Below are 24,980 nucleotides of genomic sequence, written 5' to 3'. Positions count from 1 at the left end.
GCTCATCCGACCGAGCTTCGCTCGGCCACCTTCTCCCACAAGGGGAGAAGGCAAGAGGCCCCCTCAATGCCCCTCGAATCCGATCAGCGTCCTCACCGGCACGCCGAGCGCTTCGAGCTTGGCGCGGCCGCCGAGATCCGGCAGGTCGATGACGAAGCAGGCGGCAAGAATGTCGGCGCCGATCTGCCGCAGCAGCTTGACCGCCGCTTCCGCGGTGCCGCCGGTGGCGATCAGATCGTCGACCAGGATCACCTTCTCGCCCGGAGAAACGCCGTCCTTGTGCATCTCCATCTCGTCGAGCCCGTATTCAAGGCTGTAGGCAACGCGCACGGTCTCGAAAGGCAGCTTGCCCTTCTTGCGGATCGGCACGAAACCGGCCGAGAGCTGATGGGCGACTGCGCCGCCAAGGATGAAACCCCGCGCCTCGATGCCGGCGATCTTGTCGATCTTCTGGCCGGCATAGGGATGCACCAGCTCGTCAATGGCGCGGCGAAAGGCGCGCGCATTGCCAAGCAGCGTGGTGATGTCGCGAAACAGGATGCCGGGCTTGGGATAATCCGGAATGGTACGGATCGCGGCAAGCAGTGAGTCTTCGAGGGAGGATTTCATGGGTCGAGATTACCTGAAACGGAGATTCTTGCGCGACAATTGTTCGATCGAACTGCAGCCCATCAGCTTCATGCCGCGCTCGATCTCGACCCGCATCTGTTCGAGCGCCCGTTCGACGCCCGGCTGGCCGGCCGCCGCGAGCGGGAACAGATAGTAGCGGCCGACGCCGACCGCCTTGGCGCCGAGCGCCAGCGCCTTCAGCACATGCGTGCCGCGCTGCACGCCGCCATCCATGATGACGTCGATCTTGTCGCCAACCGCATCGACGATCTCGGCAAGCTGGTCGAACGCCGCCCGCGAACCATCCAGTTGCCGGCCGCCATGGTTCGACAGCACGATGCCGCTGCAGCCGGACTCGACGGCGCGTTTGGCGTCCTCCACCGACATGATGCCCTTGAGGCAGAACGGACCCGACCACAGCCTGACCATCTCGGCGACATCGTCCCACGTCATCGACGGGTCGAGCATTTCAGTGAAGTAGCGGCTGATCGACATGGTGCCGCCGCCCATGTCGACATGCTCGTCCAGCTGCGGCAGCTTGAACCCCTCATGGGTGAAATAATTGATTGCCCAGGCCGGCTTGATCGCGAACTGCAGCATCCCGGCCAGGCTGAGCTTGAAGGGGATGGCAAAGCCGGTGCGTTTGTCGCGCTCGCGGTTTCCCCCGGTGATGCTGTCGACGGTCAGCATCATCACTTCGACGCCAACCTCCTTTGCCCGCTGCATCATCGCCCGGTTGAGGCCGCGATCCCGGTGGAAATAGAACTGGTAGACCTGCGGGCCGCTGCTGATCCCGCGCGCCTCCTCGAGGCTGACGGTGCCAAGCGAGGAGACGCCGAACATCGTGCCGTATTTGGCGGCGGCCTTGGCGACCGCACGCTCGCCCTGATGGTGGAACAACCGCTGCAAGGCGGTCGGCGAGCAATAGACCGGCATCGCCAGCTTCTGGCCCATCACGGTCACCGACATGTCGATCTCGCTGACGCCACGCAGGACGTTGGGAACCAGGTCGCAGGTCTCGAAGCTTTCGGTGTTGCGGCGATAGGTGACCTCGTCGTCCGCCGCGCCGTCGATGTAGTCGAATATCGGCCCCGGCAGCCGCCGTTGCGCCATGCGGCGGAAATCGGAAAAATTGTGACAGTCGCTGAGCCGCATTGTTGATTTCCAGACGTCATATCGGGGCAATCGCTTCGCCACCGTTTGGTGCGTCGAATATCAACCTGTTGTCTCCGTGCCAACGGCCTAATTGCCCAGCGGTCCCACGAGCTACAACCGCGCGCACAAAAAGGGGCGCCCGAAGCGCCCCCTTTCGTCGAAAACCGGCTGCTGACGAAAGATTACATGCCGAGATCGGAACGAAGCTCGGCCTTGGCTACGTCGTATTCGGCCTTGAAGTCGTCCCGGTTGAGCAGGACGGCGGCGATGACGCTGCCGGAAATCTTGCCCATTTCAACATCGGACGCGTAGTGGATACCGCCGACCTCGCGATTGTGTGCGTACTCAGCCGCACGCGCCATGATCTCGGCGCGCTTTTCCGGAACCATGTCGGACAGGATGATGCCCATCATGGTGCCGACGGTGGCGTGGCCGGAAGGCCACGAACCGGAGCTGGACAGCTTGACGGCGGGCTTGACGAGGTCGCTGAGCTGGTGCGGACGCGGGCGCTTCCAGATATCCTTGGCCGGATCGACAACGGCGCCTTCGGTGGCCACCACGCGATCGAAGAAAGCACTGAATTTCGGCAGCGTTTCCTTGTTGAACTTCGGCCCCATTACATTAGCGAAGCGCCAGACATTCTCCTCGGCGTCGGCAACAGCGCTGGCCACCATTTCGGGCGTGCGCGTCACCTGCAGCGTCAGCACCTCGCCAAGTTCGGCCTTGGTCTGCGCCGAATCGTTCTCGGGCGGTGGCGGCAGGATCATCGTCAGGTCGACATCCTTGTTGGTGATGAAGGGCTGGGCGTCTTCCGCTTGCGCGGCCGAGCCGACGATGAACAGCAAGAGGCCTGCCGCGAGCGATGCGTATCTTTTCATGGGTGCGATCCTTCGATGAGAGCGGCACAGGATGGCCAGATGCGGTGACGGCCATGTGACACCACATGCCTCCCCAAATAAAAAAGGGCGCCTTTCGGCGCCCTTTTTTGATCGTATGGCTGTGCGCGGTTTAGTGCGCCACGCCTTCCCACACCTTACGCTTGGTGAGATAGACCAGCGCGCCGAACAAAAGCAGGAACACCAGCACGCGGAAGCCGGTCTTCTTGCGGTCTTCCATATGCGGCTCGGCCGCCCACATCAGGAAGGCAGAGACGTCACGGGAATACTGGTCGATGGTCTGCGGCGCGCCGTCGTCATAGGTCACCTGGCCGTCGGACAGCGGCTTGGGCATCTTCAGTGACACGCCTGACATGAAGTACGGATTGTAGTGGGTGCCCTCCGGGATGACCATTCCGGCCGGCGGCGTCTGGTCGTAGCCCGTCAGCAGCGAATGGATGTAGTCGGGGCCGCCCTGGGCATACTGCGTGAAGATATCGAAGACGAAGCGCGGGAAGCCACGCTCGACGCCGCGCGCCTTGGCCAGCAGCGACATGTCGGGCGGGGCAGCGCCACCATTCGAGGCGGCGGCGGCTTCCTCATTGGCGAATGGCGCCGGGAAGTGGTCGGACGGCTTGCCGGGGCGGTCGAACATATCGCCGGCGTCGTTGGGGCCGTCATGGATGGTGTACTCCGCCGCCAGCGTCTTGATCTGCGCGTCCGAATAGCCGAGGTCCGACAGCGTGCGGAACGCCACCAAATTCATCGAATGGCAGGCCGAACAGACTTCCTTGTAGACCTTCAGGCCGCGCTGCAACTGAGCCTTGTCGTAGGTACCGAACGGACCGGCGAAGCTCCAGTCCATCTCCTTCGGCTCGTTGATCGGAAAATGCGTCGGTGCGGCCGCGTTGTGTGCCTCCTCGGCGGCGATCGCCCCGGTGCCAACAACCACGAGGCCAAGCAACGCCAGCGAGGTGAGAATCTTCTTCATGCCAAATCCCCTTAGATTCTCTACCCGCTCAGCCCTTGGTTTCCGGCGCGGCCGTAGCCCCCGCAGGATGATGACCGCCACCCTTGTTCTTCTCGAGCACCGCCTCGGTAATCGAATTCGGCAGCCGCCGCGGCGTCTCGATCAGGCCGAGCACCGGCAGCGCGACCAGGAAGAAGGCGAAGTAGAACAGTGTCGCCATCTGCGCCATGAACACATAGCTGCCTTCCGCCGGCTGCGAGCCCAGCCAGCCGAGCAGGATGGCATCGGCCACGAACAGCCAGAAGAACAGCTTGTACCAGGGCCGGTACACCGCCGACCGCACCTTCGAGGTGTCAAGCCACGGCACCAGGAACAGCATGACGATGGCGCCGAACATGCAGATCACGCCGCCGAGCTTGGAATTGATCGGCCCGATGTTGAAAGTAATGGCGCGCAGGATCGCGTAGAACGGCAGGAAGTACCATTCAGGCACGATATGCGCCGGTGTCTTCAGCGGATTGGCCACGATGTAATTGTCGGGCGCCATAAGGAAATTCGGAATGTAGAAGACGAAATAGGCGAAGAAGAACAGGAACACGATCATGCCGAACGCGTCCTTGATTGTCGCGTAAGGGGTGAAGGCGACGGTGTCGGTCTTCGACTTGACCTCGATGCCGGTCGGATTCGACTGGCCGACGACATGCAGCGCCCAGACATGCAGCACGACGACGCCGGCGATCATGAACGGCAAGAGGTAGTGCAGCGCAAAGAAGCGGTTCAGTGTCGGGTTGTCGACGGCGAAGCCGCCGAGCAGCAGTTGCTGGATCCATTCGCCGACCAGCGGGATTGCGCTGAAGAAGCCGGTGATGACGGTGGCGCCCCAGAAGCTCATCTGGCCCCACGGCAGCACATAGCCCATGAAGGCCGTCGCCATCATCAAGAGGTAGATGATACAGCCGAGGATCCACAGCAGCTCGCGCGGCGCCTTGTAGGAGCCGTAATAGAGGCCACGGAAGATGTGGACATAGACGGCGACGAAGAAGAACGAGGCGCCTGTGGCATGGAGATAGCGCAACAGCCAGCCCGAATTCACGTCGCGCATGATCTTCTCGACCGAATCGAAGGCGAGACTGGTGTCGGCCGCAAAGTGCATGGCCAGCACGATGCCGGTCAGGATCTGCGACACCAGCATGATCGCCAGGATACCGCCGAAGGTCCACGCATAGTTCAGGTTGCGCGGCACCGGATAGGCGATGAAACTGTCATAGACCATCCGCGGCAGCGGCATGCGGGCGTCGAACCAGCGTTCGATACCGGTCTTGGGCGTATAGGTCGAGTGTCCCTCGCTCATCGAAATATCCCCTGCCTCAACCGATAAGGATCTTGGTATCGGAAATGAACTTGAATACCGGCACTGCCATGTTCTCGGGCGCCGGGCCTTTGCGAATGCGGCCGGCAGTATCGTATTGCGAACCGTGGCACGGGCAGAACCAGCCGCCGAAATCGCCTTCCTGGCCGAGCGGAATGCAGCCCAGATGCGTGCAGACCTGGACCATCACCATCCAGGCTTCCTTGCCGGGCGTGGTGCGGTTGGCGTCAGTCGCCGGCGCGTCGGCCGGAAGGTTCGCGTTGCGAGCGATCGGATCCTTGAGGTCTGTCAGCTTGACCGCCTCGCCGTCCTTCATCTCCTGCTCGGTGCGGTTGCGCACCACGACAGGCTTGCCACGCCATTTGACGATCAGCGACATGCCCGGGGTCAGTGAAGCAACGTCGACCTCGACGGAAGCCAACGCCAGTGTCGAGGCGTCAGGGCGCATCTGGTCGATGAACGGCCATGCGAGGGCACCCGCACCGACCACCGCGGCCATGCCGGTGGCGACGTAGAGAAAATCACGACGGTTGGGATCCTGGGTGTCGGTTGCGCTCACGGGTGCCTGATCCTTTCGCCTATTCCGCGCCGGTGGCTGAGCCTTGTTCCCCGCTCAATTGCGCCAACCCGACAGCGCATGGCGAACAGGCTTGCGAATTCCTCCGGCATTTGGACTTCGGTTTATGCGTGAAGCCCGTTTTTGTCCAGACGGGTGAAGGCACAAGGGCAGATTGTCGCGGGGACAAAATCCGTCCCCGCTCAGCGCGACGCCGGATGGCCGCCGAAGATCGCTAAACAACAGGGAAACAACCGCAATTCCGGGGTTCGCCCCTACCTCGACACCGGACACTGGCCCGGTCTATCCTCGCCGCCATGGCACACGTCATAGACCGCGACACATGGGCTGTTCGCTCCGACGGCTGGAAGGGCGAGCTGCAATGCGGCGCCTACGGCTCCAAGTCCTGCCTGATCTTCAACTATCTGCCTGATGTCGGCGGCGGCCCCCGGCTCCACACGCATCCCTACGCAGAGATCTTCATCATCCGCCAGGGCACCTGCCTGTTCACCGTGGGCGACCAGGAGATCGAGGCCTTTGCCGGCCAGATCGTGATCGTTCCGCCCAACACGCCGCACAAATTCACCAATCTCGGCCCAGGCCCTCTGGAAACCACCGACATCCACGAGAACGGCACCTTCATCACCGAATGGCTGGAATGACCATGATCCCAAAAGCGGGAACCGGTTTTCGCTGGAGATCATGGTCGAACAAAAGAGCTACTTCGCGCCGAGCCTGACCAGAACCGCCTTCGGGATGTTGTATTCGCGGATGACGGCGTCATGCTTTCGCAATCCGCACAGTTCGCGCTGGATGAAATAGCCGTGCACTGCCTCGGCGGCCTCCTTGAGGAGCCGGGTACGCAGGTGCTCATCGCCGTTGTCGCGCAACCTCGCCAGCGTTTCCTCGACCCTCTGGCCGGCGCGGCCGAGCGCTGCCGCCTTCTCGGCGAGGATTTCATGCCCGAGCGCGTCGAAGGCGGCTTCGGCAGCAGACGCGCCGGCGAGATGAGATGGCGGACGCAGCGACATTTCAGCCTCCTTTCCCAAAAAACATGCGGTGTGTGACGAATTCTTCGCCAATCACCGGCTGGAAGCCAAGCCGCTCATAGAAAGCGAAGGCTTCTTGCGGCGCGCGGGTGTTCAGCGCGGCAAAATGCTGACGCGCCCTTTCGATGACGGTCTCGACCATCATGCGGCCAAGGCCGGTGCGGCGATGACGCGCGCTGACGAACAGGTGCCGGACCCGGCCCTGGTCCCTGCCCTCGAAATAAGGATCGATGTTCAGCCCGCACACGCCGGCGAGTTCCCGGCCATGCCATGTTCCATAGAGCGCCTCGCCCCGCTTCAGGAACTTGTTGCGGCCGCTTGCCCAGCCATCCGCCAGGCGCACCAGCATCCAGTAGCCCTCCAACCGGCTCGCCTCCTTCAGCGCGTCGAAGGCCGGCGTGGTTGGCCGGAGCCGCTTGAGCAGATAGCCGACCTCCCCCGATCCACCCATGCCTCACTCCGCCGCCCCCTTATTCCGCCGGTCGTGTCTCTTCGAGCACGCTTTCCTCGTGATAGAGGAAGCCGCCGGACTGCCGCGTCCACAGCCGCGCATAGAGCCCGTCGAGCGCCACCAGTTCGTCATGCGTGCCTTGTTCGACGATGCGGCCGCCGTCGAGCACCACCAGCCGGTCGAGCGCGGCGATGGTCGACAGCCGGTGGGCGATGGCGATGACCGTCTTGTCCTCCATCAGCAGCGCCAGATTCTCCTGGATCGCCGCCTCGATGTCCGAGTCCAGCGCCGACGTCGCCTCGTCGAGGATCAGGATCGGCGCGTCCTTGAGGAAGACGCGGGCTATTGCCACGCGCTGGCGCTGGCCGCCCGACAGTTTGACGCCGCGCTCGCCGACAAAGGCCTCGTAGCCGGCACGGTCCCGGTTGTCGCGAAGGCCCACGATGAATTCGTGCGCCTCGGCCTTCCTTGCCGCCGCGATCACTTCGGCATCGGTCGCGTCAGGCATGCCGAGCTTGATGTTGTCGCGCAGCGAACGGTGGAACAGTGCCGTGTCCTGGCTGACGACACCGATATTGGCGCGTAGCGAATTCTGCGTCACACCAGCGACGTCCTGGCCATCGATGGTGATGGACCCGCTTTCCAGATCGTAGAGCCGCAGGATCAGATTGGCGAGCGTCGTCTTACCGGCGCCGGACGGCCCGACCAGCCCGACCTTCTCACCCGGCCGCACGACTAGGTCGATGCCGTTGAGCACGCCGAACCCCTTGCCGTAGTGGAACTCGACATTCTTCACCTCGATGCGCCCACCGGCCACCACGAGTTCTTTTGCGCGGGGCGCATCGGTGAGGCCGAGCGGCTGCGAGACCAGCGCCTTGGAGTTTTCCAGCACACCGAGATTCCGCAATATGCCGTTGAGCTGCATCATCACCCGGCCGAGCAGCATGTTGAGCCGCAGCACCAGCGACAGCGTGAAGGCGACCGCACCGACGGTGATCGAGCCTTCGACCCAGAGATAGACGGCAAAGCAGCCGATCGTCGTGATCATGATGCCCGACAGTGTCGCCAGCGCCATGCGCACGCCGGTCAGCCGGCGGGTGAACGGGCGCAGCGCGTCGAGATAGATGTCGAAGCCGTTCTTGATGTAGCGGTCGTCGCCATCGGCCGAGAACAGTTTCAGCGTCTGCACGTTGGAATAGGAATCGACGATGCGGCCGGTGATCATCGAGCCGGCTTCGGCGGTTTCCTCGGCGTGCTTGCGGATTGCCGGCAGATAGAGCTTGGCCAGCCAGCCGAAGGCGGAAATCCAGATCACCACCAGCACCGCCAGCCTGAGGTCCAGCCCGGCGACCAGCGCCAGCGTCGTCACCGTATAGACGATCATGAACCAGATGACCTCGATGAAGCTTTCCATCAGGTCGCCGGTGGCTTGGCCCGCCTGCCAGACCTTGGTGGCGATGCGGCCGGCGAAATCGTTCTGGAAGAAGGCGTAGGACTGGCGCGACACGTACCGGTGCGCCTGCCAGCGCACCAGATTGTAAAAGCCGGGCGTGATTGTCTGTTCGTCGACCAGTGCCGACAGGCCTACGACGATGGTGCGGATGACCAGCACCACCGCGATCATGAACACCAGTTCGGGGCCGGCGGCATTCCACAGCGCGTGCCAGCTGCGCTCGCCGGGAAGCTGGTCGAGAATGTCGACCAGCCGCCCGACGAAGTAGAACAGGCCGGCTTCGACCAACGGTGCGATGCCGCCGATGAGCAGCATGGCGAAAAAGGCGAACTTCGCCTGGCCGACATAGTGCCAGAGAAAACCGCCGACGCTGGTCGGTGGCCGAAGATTCGCCGGCTCCCTGAACGGATAGACCCAGTTCTCGAACCAGCGATAGACGGCTGTCATCATGCGGCGGCCATCATTCTGCGGCTTGCCCCTTTGCAAGTGCGTCATTGGCGGCATCGGCCGGGCCGTCCTCGAGCAGGAACCCGCCCGACTGACGCTGCCAGAGCTGCGCGTAGAGCCCGCCCTGGGCGACGAGTTCCTCGTGCGAACCTTCTTCGATGACGTGGCCCTCGTCCATCACCACCAGCCTGTCCATCGCCGCGATGGTCGACAGCCGGTGCGCGATGGCGATGACGGTCTTGCCTTGCATGAGCTTGTAGAGATTCTCCTGGATGGCCGCTTCAGCCTCGGAATCGAGCGCGGATGTCGCCTCGTCAAGGATAAGTATAGGTGCGTCCTTCAACATAACGCGAGCAATGGCGATGCGTTGCCGCTGGCCGCCGGACAATTTGACGCCACGGTCGCCGACATGGGCGTCGAATCCCTTGCGGTCCTTGGCATCCGAAAGCCCGGAGATGAAGTCCAGCGCCTCGGCGCGCCGCGCCGCCTCGACGAGCAGCTCGTCGCTGGCGTCAGGCCGGCCGTAGAGGATGTTTTCACGCACCGAACGATGCAGCAGCGAGGTGTCCTGCGTGACCATGCCGATTTGGGCGCGCAGTGAATCCTGCGTCACGCCAGCGATTTCCTGGCCGTCGATCAGAATTCGGCCAGCTTCCAGGTCGTAGAAGCGCAGCAGGAGGTTGACCAGCGTCGACTTGCCGGCGCCCGAGCGGCCGACAATGCCGACCTTCTCCCCCGGCTTCACCGTCAGCGACAGGCCCTCGATGACACCTTTCTGCTTGCCATAGTGGAAACGGATGTCGTCGAAGCGGATCTCGCCCCTGGTGACGGCGATGTCCTTTGCCCCCGGCCGGTCCTCGACCAGGCGCGGCAACGAGATCGAGGCGATGCCGTCCTGCACCGTGCCGATGTTCTCGAACAGGCCAGACATCTCCCACATGATCCACTGCGACATGCCCCACATCCGGAGCACCAGCCCGATGACCACGGCGACCGCGCCGATCGTCACCGCCTGCCCCAGCCACAGCCATAGCGACAGCGCGGTGACGGAGAACAGCAGCAGCGCGTTCAGGATATAGAGGACGCCATACAGCACCGTCACCAGCCGCATCGACCGGTAGACCGTCTCGAGGAAGCCGGCCATGCCCTCCTTGGCGAAGGATGCTTCGCGGCGTGCATGGCTGAACAGCTTGACGGTCTGGATGTTGCTGTAGCTGTCGACGACGCGGCCGGTCATGGTCGATCGGGCATTGGCCTGTTCTTCGCCGACCTTGCCCAGCCGCGGAATGAAATAGCGCAGCAGCAGGACATAGCCGACGAGCCAGACGACAAGCGGCGTTGCCAGCCGCCAGTCGGCCGAGCCGACGATGAACAGCATGCCAAGGAAATAGACGATGACGTAGTTCAGCACATCGATCAGCTTGATGACGCATTCGCGCACGGCGAGCGCTGTCTGCATGAGCTTGGTGGCGATGCGGCCGGCGAACTCGTCCTGGTAGAAGCTCATCGATTGCTTGAGCAGGTAGCGGTGCACCTGCCAGCGGATGCGCATGGGGTAGTTACCCATCAGCGTCTGCTGGTTGAGCAGCGAATGGAGCCACACCGTGCCCGGCAGCGCGAACAGCACGATGAACGCCATGCCGGCGAGCTTCCAGGCTTCCGTCTGCAGGAAGGTTTCGCGATTCTGCCCCGACAGCCAGTCGACGATCCGGCCGAGGAAGCCGAACATCCACACTTCGGCGATGGCGATGGCCGTCACCAGCACCGCGTCAAGAAGGATGTAGGGCCAGGCGCCGCGTGTGTAGTGCACGCAGAAGGCGACCAGCGTCTTGGGCGGCTCGACCGGTTCCGCTGCCGGGAACGGATCGAGCCTTTTTTCAAACCAGCCGAACAACATAAGTCATGCTCACAAATCAGTTTTCCGCTCACGCGGCGTGGGAACCTACGAAGTCGCCAGACCGCTTGGCGTCAAGGACCGATGGCTCGGAATCGTCCGAGCCATCGGTCCTGCTTCGCGCTATATAGGGGCTAGCAGGCTTTTCGCCGACAGCCGTGCTTGTCGATCCTGACGGTGAGGTGTCGACAACCCGCAGCTTCGGCCCCGGCCGGATCAGCCGGATGATGCGGCGCACCAGCGACGGCCGGCTCGGGTCGGGAACCGCGTGCGAGAAATCGACATCCGGCAGCATGCCGCGATGCGGCCGGCGGCGGACTTCGGCATGAACGGCTGACGAATAGGTGTCGCCGATCAACAGCGCCCAGGTCGGCATCCGGTGGATATGCAGGCTCCTTGAGCCAGGTATTCTGTAGGGATCGAACATCGGTCCGTCCTCCGTGTGAAAATAGAGATAAAAAGGCGAATCCATATCGTCCGCCGGCATTCGGCCGCAGCCACGGATGGCGTCGGTCTGGACATGACGCCGAGCGTCAGTCTGGACACGACAAGCGTCGGTCTGGACACGTTCAGGCGGGGCGTTCAGCCCCTTTGACAGTTTGAAAAACATCGCAGGATTCCTTCGAGAGCCGAAAAAGTGTTTCGGCGGGAATCGGTGCGATCAAGTCTTAGAGAGTCAGGAGAATCGTCGCACCGAAACCGCCGTGGGGCGTGCAAGCCCACAAGAGGGGCGCTGGATGTGCATGGTCATCATGAATTACCCCTCCATCGGTTCGGGTTGACAATGGGCCAGACATACCCGACTTCGCAGAAAATGGCCATCCGCAGATCTAGGAATTTCCAAAACCGCGACCCCGCTGTGGCCGATCTGCCACTTATTAGAAGGATGCGGAAATGAACGACCGTCTCCGCATCGCGCTCTACCAGCCTGATATCGCCGGCAACACCGGCACAATCCTGCGCTTTGCCGCTTGCCTCGGACTTGGCGTCGATATCATCGAACCGGCCGGCTTTCCGCTCTCCGACCGGGCGCTGAAGCGAGCCGGCATGGATTACCTCGAAATGGCTGATCTGACCCGGCATGTCGATTGGCACGCCTTCGAGGACTGGCGCAGGGCCGGCGCCCGCCGGCTGGTGCTTCTGTCGACCAAGGCCGCGATTCCCTACACGAGCTTTGCCTTCGCCAGTGGCGACATCCTTTTGTTCGGCCGCGAATCCGCAGGCGTGCCGGATGCTGTCCATCAAGCGGCGGATGCGCGGCTGACCATCCCCATGCAGGGTGCCGCGCGCAGCATCAACGTTGCACTTTCCGTCGCCATGGTGGCCGGCGAAGCCGTCCGGCAACTCGGATGCGTCAAGACAAAGAGCTAGAGCGGTCCTCTGTTTCCGTGGAACAGTGAACCAGTCCAGCGGCTCGCCGCCGCCCGTCAATTTGACCCAGGCGCACATCGCCCTCTCCCCTCACTTGCACATCCTGGGTTTCTTGCTACAAGCTCAACTTAACTTGAGGTCAAGCGATAAAATCGAGGCGGGAGAGTAAGGATGGCACCGGTAACGGAATTGACGGTCGGCCAGGTGGCGATGCGCAGCGGGGTGGCGGTGTCAGCGCTGCATTTCTATGAGGCGCGCGGCCTGATCCGCAGCCACCGCACGTCGGGCAACCAGCGCCGCTACGGCCGCGACGTGCTGCGCCGCGTGGCAATCATCAAGGTCGCGCAGGAGGTCGGCATTTCACTGGCCGAAATCGGTGCCGCACTGGCATCGCTGCCCGAGGGCCGCACGCCGACCCGCGACGACTGGAACCTTTTGTCGACCGCCTGGCGCGACGGGCTCGATCACAAGATCGCCCAATTGAAGAAACTGCGCGACGGACTGACCGACTGTATCGGCTGCGGCTGCATGTCGATCGACAAATGCCCGTTGCGGAACAAGGGAGACCGCCTGGCGAAGGAAGGCACGGGGGCGAGAAGGTTGGTGGCTCCCCCTTCTCCCCGTTCACTGGGGTGAGAAGCGGTTCGCGTAACGAACGAAAAGCCAACTGCTTGGCTTTTCGAGCTTCGAACGCCCAGAGCCTGCGAAGGGCTGGGCATCCAGCGGCCCTCGCATTTACGCGAACCGACCGCTCACCCTCCGTGAACGGGGCGAGGAAATCCTAATCCGCCGCCGGCAGCCGCCTGATGGTGAACTCGATCAAATCTCCCGGTCGCTCGAACCAGCTTTCGATCTCGGTCCAGTAGGCCTGCTTGGGAAAGCGCTCGAACCATTCCTTGGCCTTGAGGCGCGCATCGGAGCGCGGCAGCACGAAGGTCTCGCGCAAGAAACCGTCGCGCGGCATGCGCGTGCGCCCAGCCCGGCTTTGGTCGAGCCTTTTCTTCAGGCCATCCAGCGGTGGTCTTGCCGGGGTGCGCACGAAACAACTCCTTGCACCTTAATGACGCTTGGACACTTGACCCTTGCCCCTAAGAGATTAGGGATCGCGCCGGCAAAAGACGAGTCATTTGTAGGGACTCGCCCCTCGCAACCGGAGACGGCACTTGGAACGACCTGAAATACCGGCAGGCCTGCCCGCCGACATCGAACAGAAGAAGATGAAGGCGCGCCTTTGGTTCGAGGCGTTGCGCGAACGCATCTGCGGCGCCTTCGAGCAGATCGAGCAGGATCTTGGCGGCCCGCTGGCCTCGTGGTCGCCAGGCCGTTTCGAAAAGACGCCATGGGAGCGCGACGAGGGCCGCGGCGGCGGCGGCACCATGTCGATGATGCACGGCCGCGTCTTCGAGAAGGTCGGCGTCCACACCTCGACGGTCTATGGCGAGTTCTCACCCGAATTCAGGAAGCAGATGCCCGGCGCCGAGGAAGACCCGCGCTTCTGGGCCAGCGGCATTTCGCTGATCGCGCACCCCTGGAACCCCAACGTTCCGGCCGTGCACATGAACACCCGCATGGTCGTCACGTCTAGCCAATGGTTCGGCGGCGGCGCCGATTTGACGCCGGTGCTCGACCGCCGGCGCACCCAGGACGATCCCGACACCATCGCCTTCCACCGGGCCATGCAGTTCGCTTGCGAGAAGAGCCCCGAGGTCGCCGATTATCCGAAATTCAAGGCCTGGTGCGACGAGTATTTCTATCTGCCGCATCGCAACGAGCCGCGCGGCACCGGCGGCATCTTCTTCGACTGGCTGCATTCGGGCGAGGACAAAGGCGGCTGGAATGCCGATTTCAACTTCGTCCAGGATGTCGGACGATCCTTTCTCGTCGTCTACAGCCACCTCGTGCGCGCCAACTTCAACGAGAACTGGACTGATGGCGACCGCGACGAACAGCTCATCCGCCGTGGCCGCTATGTCGAATTCAACCTGCTTCACGATCGCGGCACCATCTTCGGACTGAAGACCGGCGGCAATGTCGCCTCCATCCTCTCCAGCCTGCCGCCCGAGGTCCGCTGGCCGTAACAAAATGGTGAGCGCGATGTGAGCCGCATTGATGTCCCATTTGCTCGAAATGGGCATGGAATGTGGCACGCGCCGTCTTGAAAAATTTCTTTTTCGTCTAATAGGCGATTGAAAAGACTGGCCTATTTGTTGCGCCGGGTCGGGAAGCGCCGGCGATTCGCCTGAGCGCAATTCCAGGAAGACTGTGAAACGGTTTTCCGTCCGGAATTGCGTCGACAAAGCGAGCCGCGACCCGACGCGACCGGACGGCCCAGACGATGCGGGACATCTTCGTCAAAAGGATACCCGCCTTTCTCCAGGAGTACTTCGCAATGCGCAAGATCATTGTTTCGGCTGCCGCCGCTGCCCTTCTCGCTTCCGGTTCGGTGGCATTCGCCGCCGTTAAGCACACCACCGGAACGATCACGAGCTTCGACGCAACGGCCATGAGCCTGGTCCTCGACGACGGATCGTCTTTTACGCTTCCCAAGACCTTCAAGGATCCTGGCCTGACGGTCGGTGAAAAGGTCCGCGTTTCATGGGACATGAAGGGCAAGAACAAGATCGCCGAGGCCGTCAAGGTCGCAAAGTGACGGCTTGGCTGCCACAGCAGGACGAGACGATGTCCGGTCCTGTTTCGGGGTAGCGTAAGAGGGCGGAGCAGCGCTGCTCCGCCTTTTCGCCGTTGACTGCAACCAATGCCGCCCCATCTGTGTTATGCTGTTCCCCCGCTCGCGACCCCAAGTTCCCATCCTGGATTTGGACCATGAGCCAGAAAACTATCGGAGCCTCAGGCTCCGCGGAGGAAAAGGAGAAATCCCATGAAACAATTTCACTGCGGGTCGCTCGTGCCCGGCTGTGACTGGCACACGCGTGCCGACGAGGAGGCCGAGGTCATGCGCCGTGCCGTCGAGCACATGCGCGAGACCCATGGCGAAGCGGTCATCCGCGAGACGATGATCGAGGCGATCCGCTCGCGCATCGAGAAGACCCGCGACGCGGCCTGATGCCAGCAATTCCGGGAAAAGTGTTCAGCGGTTTTCCGTCCGGAATTGCGTAACAAAAGCTTGCGCAATGCCAGGAAAAGGTCCGTCCGGATTGCGCTGACAAATTCCTACCCGGCTTTCAAGGCTTCCGCGGCGCGTTCAAGCAGCGCGCCGCGCTCGGGCGAAAAACCCGCTTCGACCCATTCCGTCTCAAGGTTCTTGAGGATTTCGCCGAGCTTCGGTCCTGGAGTTGCGCCGAGCCGCGTCAGATCGGCACCCTTTAGCGGAAACAGCGGCTTTTCCCATTTCAGGGCGAAGGCAAGGAGGCGCGAAAAGCCGCCGGCTTCGAGCAACGCGTCATTGTCCTCGACTGCGCGCATCCGCGCGCCCGCAAGCGACAGCCGCAGGCGGTCGACGAACCCTTGCTGGTCGCCACGATAGAGCCGCTTTGCCAACTCGCCCTCCGTCGTTTTCGGCTCGGCGGCGGTGGCCAACGCCCAGTGGCGCAGGCGATCCGCTTCAGCGGTCGAAAATTTGAGCCGCTCGGCGAGCGTCTTCATACGCGCGGCATCTGGCGGCACGATCGCTTCCAGCCTGAGCAGCGGGTCAGGTGCCCAGTCCAGATCCTTCTCGGCCTTGGTCAGCGCATGGATCGCGTCGATGCCCCATTTCTCGCTTTCCGGCAGCGCGGCGGTCAACACGCTAGCCTGCCGCATCCAGAGTAACGCCCGCGAAGGATCGGGCGCTGACAGAAGCTTCTTCAGTTCCGACCAGATGCGCTCGGCCGAAAGCTGGGCAAGCCCTTCCTTCAGCCGGGCACAGGCTTTCAGCCCCTCGGCATCCGGCCGGCCATCGCCATACCAGGCGAAGAAGCGGAAGAAGCGCAGGATACGCAGATAATCTTCGCGGATGCGCGCTTCCGGATCGCCGATGAAGCGCAACCGGCGCGCCTCGATGTCGGCGATGCCGCCGACCAGATCGATGACTGTGCCATCGGCCTTGGCATAGAGCGCGTTGATGGTGAAGTCGCGGCGCTCGGCGTCAAGCTTCCAGTCGCTCCCGAACGACACCTTGGCGCGACGGCCATCGGTCTCGACATCGGCGCGCAAGGTGGTGATCTCATAGGGCTTGCCGCCGGCGACCACCGTGATCGTCCCATGCTCGATGCCGGTCGGCACCGCCTTGAAGCCTTCCGCCTCGGCGCGGCGGATGGTTTCCTGCGGCAGACACGTGGTGGCGATATCGATGTCGGCGACCGGCTGGCCCATCAGCGTGTTGCGTACCGCGCCACCGGCAACACGCGCCTCTTCACCGCCTTGCGCCAATGCGGCAAGCAGGCGCTGCAGATGCTTGTCGCCGAGCCACTCGGCCCGGCCCGCAATAGAGACATTCACGCATAGAGCCTTTCGTAAAGCGTACGGATGATGCCGGCGGTCACGCCCCAGATGCGCCGGTCGCCATAGGGCATGTCGTAGAAGAACCATTCGAGATCGTTCCACATACGGGTGTCGCGCTTGTGGTTGGCCGGGTCCATCAGGAAACGCAGCGGCACTTCGAAGGCGGCATCGACCTCGTCGGCATTCAAGCTGAGCCGGAAACCGGACCGCACGATGCCCAGCACCGGCGCGATGCGGTAGCCGCTGCCGGCGACATAATCGGGCATGCGGCCGATGATCTCGATGCGATCCTGGGCAAGGCCGATTTCCTCGAAGGTCTCGCGCACAGCCGCCGCTTCCGGACTGGCATCGGTCGGATCGATGGTGCCGCCGGGAAAGGCCACCTGCCCCGAATGGTTGCGCAGCCTTTCGGCCCGTTTGGTCAACAGAACCGTGGCTTCGCCCTCATGATCGACCACCGGGATCAGCACCGCGGCATTGCGCAGCGCCTTGCGATGGTTGAGGCGTGGATGGCCCGGATTGAAGCGATGGTCACCATAGTCGTCGCCGGCATGCGCATCCGGCTGTGCCGCAAAGCGCGCGCGAAAGTCAGCTGCGGAAAACGGCGCCGTTGACATCTGGTCCATCACGCGCTCAGCCGCTTCAACTGGTCCGCCGGCATGATCGCAAACACCGCGCCCTTGGAGCGCACGGCGAACATGGTCTTGCCGCCGATCTCGATCTCCTCGCCATGTCCGACCAGCTCATACATCACCGGCCGCGCCACCAGCGCTTCCAGCCGGCCGCGCACCAGCACATAGGGTTTCAGGCCACCGGTCTCGCTCTCGTCGACAAAGCGCAGCGGCCGTTCCGGTCCGGCTTCGACGACATCGCCGACATTGGTGCGGAAGGTGATGATCTGCGCGTCGCCGGTGCCCGAAACATCCATCTCGACGGCGATGAACGGCGCGTCGGCGACGCGGATGCCAACCCGTTCCACCGGTGTCACCAGATAGGTCCTGCCGTCCGCGTCCTTGCGCAGCACCGAGGAGAACAGCTGCACCAGCGGCATGCGTCCGATCGGCGTGCCGAGATAGAACCAGGTGCCGTCAGCCTTGATTTCCATGTCGAGATCGCCGCAGAAGTCGGGATTCCAGCGCTCGACCGGCGCCGCGCCCTTGCCGGCGCGGGCCGCGCGCGAGATCAGCGCCTCGAGACCGCGCGCCTCGGTGGCGGTCGTAAGGCTTTGCTGGCGATGTTCGGAGTGTTCCGTCATGGTCACGAAATAGTCACTGTTGTTCCGCTTGTCAGCCTAAGTCTGTGATTTAAGTTTTGACATAGGCGCCACGCGAAGCCGAATCGCGGCAACCTATGCTATGGTGCGTGCCGGTATTTCCAACCATGGTATCTCCAACCAAAGGGATCGAAGCTGCATGAGCGTGATGGTCAAGGAAAGCCCTATGAGCGAAACGGACATGATCGCCGAGGCCGAGAAGGCGCTTGCCGACATCTCCAGGATCCGCGACGGGGTCGGCCGGGTCATCTTCGGCCAGGAAAGCGTCGTCGAGCGCACGCTGGTGGCGCTGCTGGCCGGCGGCCATGCGCTGCTGGTCGGCGTGCCGGGCCTCGCCAAGACCAAGCTGGTCGAGACGCTGGGCGTCGTGCTCGGCCTCGATTCACGCCGCATCCAGTTCACGCCCGACCTGATGCCGTCCGATATCCTCGGCTCCGAGGTGATGGAGCAGGACGAGTTCGGCAAGCGTTCCTTCCGTTTCATCTCCGGGCCGATCTTCGCCCAGCTTTTGATGGCCGATGAGATCAACCGTGCCTCGCCGCGCACACAGTCGGCGCTGCTGCAAGCGATGCAGGAGTACCACGTCACCATTGCCGGCGCCCGCCACGACCTGCCGGCGCCCTTCCATGTGCTGGCAACACAGAACCCGCTGGAGCAGGAAGGCACCTATCCCTTGCCCGAGGCCCAGCTCGACCGCTTCCTGATGCAGGTCGACATCCTCTATCCCGAAATCGAGGCCGAGCGCCGCATCCTCTTGGAAACCACCGGCATCGAGGACGCCAGGGCGCAGAACGTGCTGCAGCCGGTGCGGCTGAAGGAGATCCAGACGCTGATCCGCCGCATGCCGGTGCCGGAAAGCGTCGTCGAGGCGATCCTGACGCTGGTCCGATCAGCGCGCCCCGGCCAGGGCAATGCCGAAACCGACAAGCATGTCGCCTGGGGCCCCGGCCCGCGCGCCAGCCAGGCGCTGATGCTGTGCACAAGGGCGCGCGCGCTCTACGATGGGCGGCTGGCGCCCTCCATCGATGATGTCCGTGCGCTGGCCGAGCCGGTGCTGCAGCATCGCATGGCGCTGACCTTCGCCGCCCGCGCCGAAGGCACCAGCGTGCGCGACGTGGTGGCGAAGCTGGTGAAAGGGATTTGATGGCGCGCATCGGCGAGGTCCAGGCTCCGGCAGCCACGCGCGACGCGCTCGCCCGTGGCCGGTTGCGGGCCTCGCTTGTGCCCGACCTGCTGGTCGAAGCGCGCCGCATCGTCAACACCGTGATCGCCGGCTGGCATGGCCGCCGCAAGCGCGGCATCGGCGAGAATTTCTGGCAGTTCCGGCCCTATGTCGAAGGCGATGCCTCGCGTATCGACTGGCGCCGCTCGGCCCGCGACGACCACACCTATGTGCGCGACCGCGAATGGGAAGCCGCCCATACGGTATGGCTTTGGGCCGACCCGTCGCCGTCGATGCTTTACAAGTCGACCGGCGCCAGCGTGTCCAAGCAATCGCGCGCGCTGGTGCTGGCGCTGGCCATGGCCGAGCTGCTGTCGCGCAGCGGCGAACGCATCGCCTGGCCCGGCCTCACCGATCCGTTCACCGCCCGCAACGGCGCCGAGCGCATTGCCGCCCAACTCGTGCACGCCGGCGAGTTGCCTGCAAAACCTGACCTCTCCGACATCCGCCGCTTCTGCGACATCGTCATCGCCGGCGACTTCCTCGATCCGGTCGAAGAGACGATGGCCTGGCTCGACGTGCTCGCCCGTCATGGCGTGCGCGCGCACCTGATCGAGGTCGCCGACCCGGCCGAGGAAACCTTCCCCTATGCCGGCCGCACCGAATTCACCGATCCCGAGACCGGCGACAAGCTGACCGCCGGCCGCGCCGAAATGCTCGGCGATGAATACCGCCTGCTCTACACCGCCCGCCGCCACGAACTGGCCGCCTGGTGCAGGCGGCTCGGCTGGAGCTTTACTGTCAACCACACCGATCGGCTGGCTTCCGACGCGCTGGTGCGCCTGCACATGGCGATGACCGCCGACGGCGGTTATGCCGGGCTGGCCGGTGGCGGTCGCGCCGGGCCGACCGCTGGTGGCGGTCGTGCCGGGAAGGCCGTCGCATGAGCTGGCTGCCGCTCTCCTTTGGCGCCCCCATGGTGCTATGGGGCCTGTTGGCGCTGCCGGTGATCTGGTGGCTGTTGCGGCTGACGCCGCCCAAGCCGCAGAGCGAGATCTTCCCGCCGCTGAAGATCCTGGCGCGTGTGTTGAAGCGCGAGGAAACGCCGCAGCAGAGCCCGTGGTGGCTGACGCTGCTCAGGCTGTTGATGGCGGCGCTCATCGTCGCCGCCCTTGCTGAGCCGGTGTTCAACCCGCGCGAAAAACTGCCGGCCGAGGGCGCGGCCCTGGCGCTGGTCATCGACAATGACTGGGCAAGTGCCGCCGACTGGAACAAGCGCGTCGCCACCGCCGAGCGGCTGATCAAAGACGCCGGCTCGAACGGCGTGCCGGTCATCGTCGCCTTCACCGCCGAAAAGCCCAATTCGGAAATCGGCCCGTTCGATGCCGCCGCTGCACTCGACCGGCTGCGTGCCGCCAAGCCACGGCCGATCCCGACCGACCGGCCCGCCGTCTATGCCCGCGTCGCCGGGGTGCTGGACACCTTGCCCGGCGCCAGCGTCGCCGTGCTTGCCGATGGCCTGGCGGCAAAGGGCGACGAGGCCGCCTTCAACACGCTGTTGTCGAAAAATGCCGCCCGTGTCGTGTGGGCCAGTTCAGACCGGCTGTCGCTGACCGGCCTGACCACCGCCGACAACCAGGTCGACGGCTTTGCGCTGACCGCCATCCGCGCGCCGGGCGACCCGGCACCGGCACAAGTCACCGCCGGCGCTTTCGACGACAAGGGCCGCCGCATCGCCGATGCGACGCTGACCTTTTCCCCTGGCGAAACCACCGCCACCGGCACCATGGCGGTGCCGTTCGAGCTGCGCAACGACTTCGCCTCGATCGCGCTCGACGGCGAGCGCCAGGCCGGTGCTGTGCGCGTCCTTGACGAAAGCTCCAAGCGCCGCCGCGTCGGGCTGCTGTGGCAGGCCGAGGCCGACCAGGCGCAGCCGCTTTTGTCGCCGCTCTACTACATCAGGCGCGCGCTGCAGCCCTTCGCCGATCTCGTCGAACCCTCCAGCGCCGACCTCGCCGACGCCATCCCGCAGATCCTCGACCAGAAGCCGGCGATGATCGTCATGGCCGACATCGGCACCATTCCCGCACAGGTTCGGCAAAGGCTGGTCGACTGGGTCGACAATGGCGGCACGCTGGTGCGTTTCGCCGGCTCGCGGCTGGCCGCCGCCGGCAATGACGACGACCTGCTGCCAGTCCGCCTGCGCACCGGCGAGCGTTCGCTCGGCGGCGCCCTGTCATGGACGTCACCGCAACCGGTCACCGAATTCCCCAAGGCCGGTCCGTTCGCCGATCTTGCGCCCCCGACCGAAGTCACCGTCACCAGGCAGGTGCTGGCCGAGCCGACCCCCGACATCGTCGAGCGCACCTGGGCCGCCCTCGCCGACGGCACGCCGCTGGTCACCGGACTGAAGAAAGGCAAGGGCACGCTGGTGCTGTTCCACGTCACGCCCGAGGCGACCTGGTCGAACCTGCCGATCTCCGGCAGCTTCGTCGAGATGCTGCGCCGCATCGTGCAGTTGTCGCGCAACCAGGGCGCGGCGATCGCCAATGCCGAAGCCGCGGCCACCTCGCTGGCGCCCTACCGCATGATATCAGCCGACGGCTCGCTGGTGCCGCCGACGCCGGATGCACGGCCGCTGGTGCCGGGTCCCGCGCTGGCGGTGACCTTCGAGAACCCGCCCGGCCTCTACGGCTCCGAGACCGGCGTCTTCGCCCACAACCTGCTCGATGCCGCAAGCAAGCTGGCGCCCCTGGCGCGCCCGCAAATCACCGTGCCGGTCACATCGATCCAGTATGCCTTTGACGAATCGCGCAACTTGAAGGGCGCGCTGGTCGCCGCCGCTCTGGTGCTGATGCTGCTCGACACGCTGGCGGTGTTCTGGATGGGCGGCCTGTTTGCCCGCCGGCCGCGCCGTGCCCGTGGCGTGGCCACCACCGCCGCGATCCTGATTGCGCTCGGCGCGCTGTTTGGCCATGCCGATCCTGCCCGCGCCGACGACGCCAAACCTGGCGACGAGGTCGCCATCGAGGCCATATCGAAGACCCGCATCGCCTATGTGCTGACCGGCGTGCCGGGCGACGATTCGATCAGCCGCGCCGGGCTCGAAGGCCTGACCCGCTTCCTGGTCGAAAAGACGGCGCTGGAACCCGGCGCGCCGGCCGGCGTCGACATCGCGAAGGACGAACTGTCGTTCTATCCCTTGATCTACTGGCCGATCGATCCGGCCGCACCGATGCCGAGCCAGGCCGCGATCGCCCGCATCGACGCCTATATGCAGCAAGGCGGCACGGTGCTGTTCGACACCCGCGACCAGTTCGCCAACGGCATCGGCGCCGATTCGACCAGCCCGGCGACGGAGCGGCTGCGCGACATCCTCGGCAACCTCAACGTGCCGCCGCTGGAGCCGGTGCCGTCCGACCACGTGCTGACCAAATCCTTCTTCATCCTGCCCGAATTTCCCGGCCGCTTCAGTGGCAGCCCGCTCTGGGTCGAGGCCTCGCTCGACGCCAGCAATGCCGAGAACCGGCCGGTGCGCACCGGCGACGGCGTCTCGCCGATCATGGTCACCGCCAATGATTTCGCCGGCGCCTGGGCGGTCGACGAGAATGGCGATCCGCTGCTGCCGACCGTGCCGGCGGACCCGATGCAGCGCATCTACGCGCTGCGCGCCGGCGTCAACATCATGATGTACATGCTGACCGGCAACTACAAATCCGACCAGGTGCATGTGCCCATACTGCTCGAACGGCTGGGGCAGTAGGATGACGTGCTTTGTTGCGTTCCCAACGCGGAATTGCCCTCCCCACAAGGGGGAGGCTAATTCATGAACTGGTCGATCTCCCTCGAGCCGCTGATCTCCTGGCCCCTGCTGGCTCTGGTGCTGGTGCCGCTGGCGCTGCTGGCGCTCATAGGCCTGTGGTTTCGCCAGCGCGGTGCCGTTTTCCGCTTCGTCGCCCTGCTGGCGCTCGCCGCCGCCCTGTTCAATCCGGTGTTCCTCAACGAGGAACGCGAGCCGCTGAAAAGCGTCGTCGCCCTCGTCGTCGACCGCAGCCAGAGCCAGGATATCGGCGACCGCACCAAGCAGACCGACGAGGCACTGGCCGGGCTGCAGCAGCGTCTTGGCCGCTTCAAGCAGTTCGACGTGCGCGTCGTCGAAGCCGGCAAATCGCAAGCCGCCGAGGAGCGCACCGAGACACGGCTGTTCGGCGCGCTCGAAGGCGCTTTCCGCGACGTGCCGCCGTCGCGCATTGGCGGCGCCATCATGATCACCGATGGCGAGGTGCATGACGCGCCCGCGGGCAGCCCCGATTTCAACGCGCCGCTGCATGCCCTGATCACCGGCAACGATCACGAGAAGGATCGCCGCATCCGCTTCGAGAACGCACCGCGCTTCGGCCTTGTTGGCAAGCCGCTCGACATGACCTACCGCGTCATCTCGACGGAAAACGAGACCGGCCCGGTCGAAGTGCGCGTCTCGGTCAATGGCGAGCAGGTCGCGGTCGAACATGCCACCGTCGGCCAGGCCATGCCGCTGCAGGTGACCATTCCGGGTGCTGGCCGCAACATCGTCGAACTCGCCATCGACCGCGAGCCGGGCGAACTGACAGACACCAACAACCGCGCCATCGCGCTCATCGATGGCATTCGCGAAAACCTGCGTGTGCTGCTCGTCTCCGGCGAGCCGCATGCCGGCGAGCGCACCTGGCGCAATCTCTTGAAATCCGACGCCTCGGTCGATCTCGTCCATTTCACCATTTTGCGGCCGCCGGAAAAGCAGGACGGCACGCCGATCAACGAATTGTCACTGATTGCCTTCCCGACCCGCGAATTGTTCGTCGAGAAGATCAAGGATTTCGATCTCATCATCTTCGACCGCTACCAGCACCGCGACGTGCTGCCGATCCTCTACTACGACTACATCTCCGAATATGTCGAAAAGGGTGGCGCGCTGCTGATCGCGGCCGGCCCCGAATATGCCGGCGAAAGCTCGATCGCGCGCACGCCGCTGATGTCGGCCTTGCCGGCGATGCCGACCGGCGAGGTGGTCGACAAGGCCTTCTATCCGCGCCTCACCGACCTCGGCCAGCGCCACCCGGTGACGCGCGGGCTCGACGGTTCGGCCACCGAGCCGCCGCACTGGAGCCGCTGGTTCCGCACCATCGGCGTGCAGAATCCCGAAGGCGAAGTGGTGATGAAGGGCGCCGACAACCGGCCCCTGCTCTTGCTCGACCGCAAGGGAGAGGGCCGCGTCGGCATGCTTCTGTCCGATCAGGGCTGGCTGTGGGCGCGCGGCTTCGAGGGTGGCGGCCCGCATGTCCAGCTCTACCGGCGCATCGCTCATTGGCTGATGAAGGAGCCTGATCTCGAGGAGGAACGGCTGACCGCCGACGGTCGCGGCATGGTGCTGGAAATCCGCCGCCAGACGATGGCCGATGATCCCGGCCCGGCGCAGATCATCACCCCTTCCGGCAAGACCTTGACCGTCAAGCTCGAGAAATCCGAACCCGGCGTCTTCCTCGGCAGTGTCGAGACCAGCGAGATCGGCCTCTACCAGATCGCCAATGGCGACCTCACCGCGCTCGCCCATGTCGGCCCGGTCAACGCACCGGAATTCGCCGATGTCATTTCCACCGAAAACCGGCTGAGGACGCCGGCGGAAGCCACCGGCGGCAGCGTGCGGCGACTGGCGTCATCCACGGCCCTTGGCAGTGACATTACGCTGCCGTCGATCGTGCCCGTCCGCTCGGCCGGCGATGCCAGCGGCAGCGACTGGATCGGCCTGCGCACGACGGACGACAGCGTGCTCAAGGCGGTCTCGCGCGTGCCGCTGTTCGGCGGCTTCCTCGGCCTCGGCCTGCTGCTTCTGGCGATGGGTTCGATGTGGTACCGCGAGGGGCGGTAGG

The 24,980-nt window shown here is 64.2% G+C and carries 25 protein-coding genes; 10 read left to right on the top strand and 15 right to left on the bottom strand.

Annotation, left to right across the window (positions count from 1 at the left end):
- Window positions 1-63: 63 nt before the first annotated feature.
- From AC07FD_RS13675 to petA, 6 genes are all read right to left on the bottom strand, one after another.
- Complete coding sequence (locus AC07FD_RS13675) at window positions 64-609, bottom strand: adenine phosphoribosyltransferase (protein WP_095090850.1); 546 nt, start codon at window positions 607-609, stop codon at window positions 64-66.
- 9 nt (window positions 610-618) lie between these two features.
- A complete protein-coding gene (locus AC07FD_RS13670) occupies window positions 619-1,764 on the bottom strand; it encodes an alpha-hydroxy acid oxidase (RefSeq protein ID WP_478350304.1) in 1,146 nt (381 codons plus the stop codon).
- A gap of 182 nt (window positions 1,765-1,946) precedes the next feature.
- Window positions 1,947-2,642, bottom strand: coding sequence for an acid phosphatase (locus tag AC07FD_RS13665; protein ID WP_478350303.1), 696 nt, complete (start codon window positions 2,640-2,642; stop codon window positions 1,947-1,949).
- A gap of 130 nt (window positions 2,643-2,772) precedes the next feature.
- The gene (locus tag AC07FD_RS13660) at window positions 2,773-3,630 is read right to left on the bottom strand and encodes a cytochrome c1 (protein ID WP_478350302.1); all 858 of its coding nucleotides are present in this window, start codon (window positions 3,628-3,630) and stop codon (window positions 2,773-2,775) included.
- 28 nt (window positions 3,631-3,658) lie between these two features.
- A complete protein-coding gene (locus tag AC07FD_RS13655) occupies window positions 3,659-4,960 on the bottom strand; it encodes a cytochrome b (RefSeq protein WP_478350301.1) in 1,302 nt (433 codons plus the stop codon).
- Between the two features lie 16 nt (window positions 4,961-4,976).
- Window positions 4,977-5,537: a ubiquinol-cytochrome c reductase iron-sulfur subunit gene (gene petA / locus AC07FD_RS13650; protein WP_478350300.1), complete on the bottom strand. Its 561-nt coding sequence runs from the start codon at window positions 5,535-5,537 to the stop codon at window positions 4,977-4,979.
- Between the two features lie 314 nt (window positions 5,538-5,851).
- Here petA and AC07FD_RS13645 point away from each other — a divergent pair, with 314 nt between their 5' ends.
- Window positions 5,852-6,196, top strand: coding sequence for a cupin domain-containing protein (locus AC07FD_RS13645; RefSeq protein WP_477396789.1), 345 nt, complete (start codon window positions 5,852-5,854; stop codon window positions 6,194-6,196).
- Window positions 6,197-6,253: 57 nt separating this feature from the next.
- Here the strand turns inward: AC07FD_RS13645 and AC07FD_RS13640 are convergent, their stop codons facing one another.
- From AC07FD_RS13640 to AC07FD_RS13620, 5 genes are read right to left on the bottom strand one after another with little or no spacing between them, the layout of a single operon-like run.
- Complete coding sequence (locus AC07FD_RS13640) at window positions 6,254-6,565, bottom strand: DUF6665 family protein (protein WP_478350299.1); 312 nt, start codon at window positions 6,563-6,565, stop codon at window positions 6,254-6,256.
- A 1-nt stretch (window position 6,566) separates the two neighbouring features.
- A complete protein-coding gene (locus AC07FD_RS13635) occupies window positions 6,567-7,034 on the bottom strand; it encodes a GNAT family N-acetyltransferase (protein WP_478350298.1) in 468 nt (155 codons plus the stop codon).
- Between the two features lie 19 nt (window positions 7,035-7,053).
- The gene (locus AC07FD_RS13630) at window positions 7,054-8,937 is read right to left on the bottom strand and encodes an ABC transporter ATP-binding protein (RefSeq protein WP_478350307.1); all 1,884 of its coding nucleotides are present in this window, start codon (window positions 8,935-8,937) and stop codon (window positions 7,054-7,056) included.
- 10 nt (window positions 8,938-8,947) lie between these two features.
- Window positions 8,948-10,831: an ABC transporter ATP-binding protein gene (locus tag AC07FD_RS13625; RefSeq protein ID WP_478350297.1), complete on the bottom strand. Its 1,884-nt coding sequence runs from the start codon at window positions 10,829-10,831 to the stop codon at window positions 8,948-8,950.
- Window positions 10,832-10,859: 28 nt separating this feature from the next.
- Window positions 10,860-11,300, bottom strand: a complete 441-nt coding sequence (locus tag AC07FD_RS13620; RefSeq protein ID WP_478350296.1) for a hypothetical protein — start codon at window positions 11,298-11,300, stop codon at window positions 10,860-10,862.
- A 422-nt stretch (window positions 11,301-11,722) separates the two neighbouring features.
- Between AC07FD_RS13620 and AC07FD_RS13615 the strand changes: the two genes are divergently transcribed.
- Window positions 11,723-12,199 carry a tRNA (cytidine(34)-2'-O)-methyltransferase gene (locus tag AC07FD_RS13615; protein WP_478350295.1) on the top strand — a complete coding sequence of 159 codons (477 nt, stop codon included), beginning with the start codon at window positions 11,723-11,725 and terminating at the stop codon, window positions 12,197-12,199.
- 171 nt (window positions 12,200-12,370) lie between these two features.
- Window positions 12,371-12,835 carry a redox-sensitive transcriptional activator SoxR gene (soxR, locus tag AC07FD_RS13610; protein ID WP_478350294.1) on the top strand — a complete coding sequence of 155 codons (465 nt, stop codon included), beginning with the start codon at window positions 12,371-12,373 and terminating at the stop codon, window positions 12,833-12,835.
- Window positions 12,836-12,980: 145 nt separating this feature from the next.
- Here the strand turns inward: soxR and AC07FD_RS13605 are convergent, their stop codons facing one another.
- A complete protein-coding gene (locus AC07FD_RS13605) occupies window positions 12,981-13,238 on the bottom strand; it encodes a hypothetical protein (RefSeq protein ID WP_478350293.1) in 258 nt (85 codons plus the stop codon).
- 124 nt (window positions 13,239-13,362) lie between these two features.
- Between AC07FD_RS13605 and hemF the strand changes: the two genes are divergently transcribed.
- The 3 genes from hemF to AC07FD_RS13590 all read left to right on the top strand — a co-directional run bounded on the left by hemF (window position 13,363) and on the right by AC07FD_RS13590 (window position 15,263).
- Window positions 13,363-14,277, top strand: a complete 915-nt coding sequence (gene hemF, locus AC07FD_RS13600) for an oxygen-dependent coproporphyrinogen oxidase (protein WP_478350292.1) — start codon at window positions 13,363-13,365, stop codon at window positions 14,275-14,277.
- Between the two features lie 311 nt (window positions 14,278-14,588).
- Window positions 14,589-14,849 carry a DUF1344 domain-containing protein gene (locus AC07FD_RS13595; protein WP_478350291.1) on the top strand — a complete coding sequence of 87 codons (261 nt, stop codon included), beginning with the start codon at window positions 14,589-14,591 and terminating at the stop codon, window positions 14,847-14,849.
- Between the two features lie 228 nt (window positions 14,850-15,077).
- On the top strand, window positions 15,078-15,263 hold the full coding sequence (locus AC07FD_RS13590) for a DUF1059 domain-containing protein (RefSeq protein WP_095090837.1): 186 nt from the start codon (window positions 15,078-15,080) through the stop codon (window positions 15,261-15,263).
- A gap of 107 nt (window positions 15,264-15,370) precedes the next feature.
- Here AC07FD_RS13590 and AC07FD_RS13585 read toward each other — a convergent pair whose 3' ends face one another.
- From AC07FD_RS13585 to AC07FD_RS13575, 3 genes are read right to left on the bottom strand one after another with little or no spacing between them, the layout of a single operon-like run.
- On the bottom strand, window positions 15,371-16,636 hold the full coding sequence (locus AC07FD_RS13585) for a CCA tRNA nucleotidyltransferase (RefSeq protein WP_478350290.1): 1,266 nt from the start codon (window positions 16,634-16,636) through the stop codon (window positions 15,371-15,373).
- Window positions 16,633-17,265: a CoA pyrophosphatase gene (locus tag AC07FD_RS13580; RefSeq protein WP_478350289.1), complete on the bottom strand. Its 633-nt coding sequence runs from the start codon at window positions 17,263-17,265 to the stop codon at window positions 16,633-16,635. Before AC07FD_RS13580 ends, AC07FD_RS13585 begins: the two co-directional genes overlap by 4 nt.
- Complete coding sequence (locus tag AC07FD_RS13575) at window positions 17,265-17,894, bottom strand: DUF1285 domain-containing protein (RefSeq protein ID WP_477396889.1); 630 nt, start codon at window positions 17,892-17,894, stop codon at window positions 17,265-17,267. Before AC07FD_RS13575 ends, AC07FD_RS13580 begins: the two co-directional genes overlap by 1 nt.
- Before the next feature lie 157 nt (window positions 17,895-18,051).
- Between AC07FD_RS13575 and AC07FD_RS13570 the strand changes: the two genes are divergently transcribed.
- From AC07FD_RS13570 to AC07FD_RS13555, 4 genes are all read left to right on the top strand, one after another.
- Complete coding sequence (locus AC07FD_RS13570) at window positions 18,052-19,056, top strand: AAA family ATPase (protein WP_478350288.1); 1,005 nt, start codon at window positions 18,052-18,054, stop codon at window positions 19,054-19,056.
- On the top strand, window positions 19,056-20,021 hold the full coding sequence (locus AC07FD_RS13565; protein WP_478350287.1) for a DUF58 domain-containing protein: 966 nt from the start codon (window positions 19,056-19,058) through the stop codon (window positions 20,019-20,021). The genes AC07FD_RS13570 and AC07FD_RS13565 overlap by 1 nt, the downstream gene beginning before the upstream one ends.
- Complete coding sequence (locus AC07FD_RS13560) at window positions 20,018-22,837, top strand: DUF4159 domain-containing protein (protein WP_478350286.1); 2,820 nt, start codon at window positions 20,018-20,020, stop codon at window positions 22,835-22,837. The genes AC07FD_RS13565 and AC07FD_RS13560 overlap by 4 nt, the downstream gene beginning before the upstream one ends.
- Before the next feature lie 63 nt (window positions 22,838-22,900).
- The gene (locus tag AC07FD_RS13555) at window positions 22,901-24,979 is read left to right on the top strand and encodes a hypothetical protein (RefSeq protein WP_478350285.1); all 2,079 of its coding nucleotides are present in this window, start codon (window positions 22,901-22,903) and stop codon (window positions 24,977-24,979) included.
- Window position 24,980 lies beyond the last annotated feature (1 nt).

The organism is Mesorhizobium waitakense, from assembly GCF_056431085.1.
This window is presented reverse-complemented; position numbering and strand designations above follow the sequence as displayed.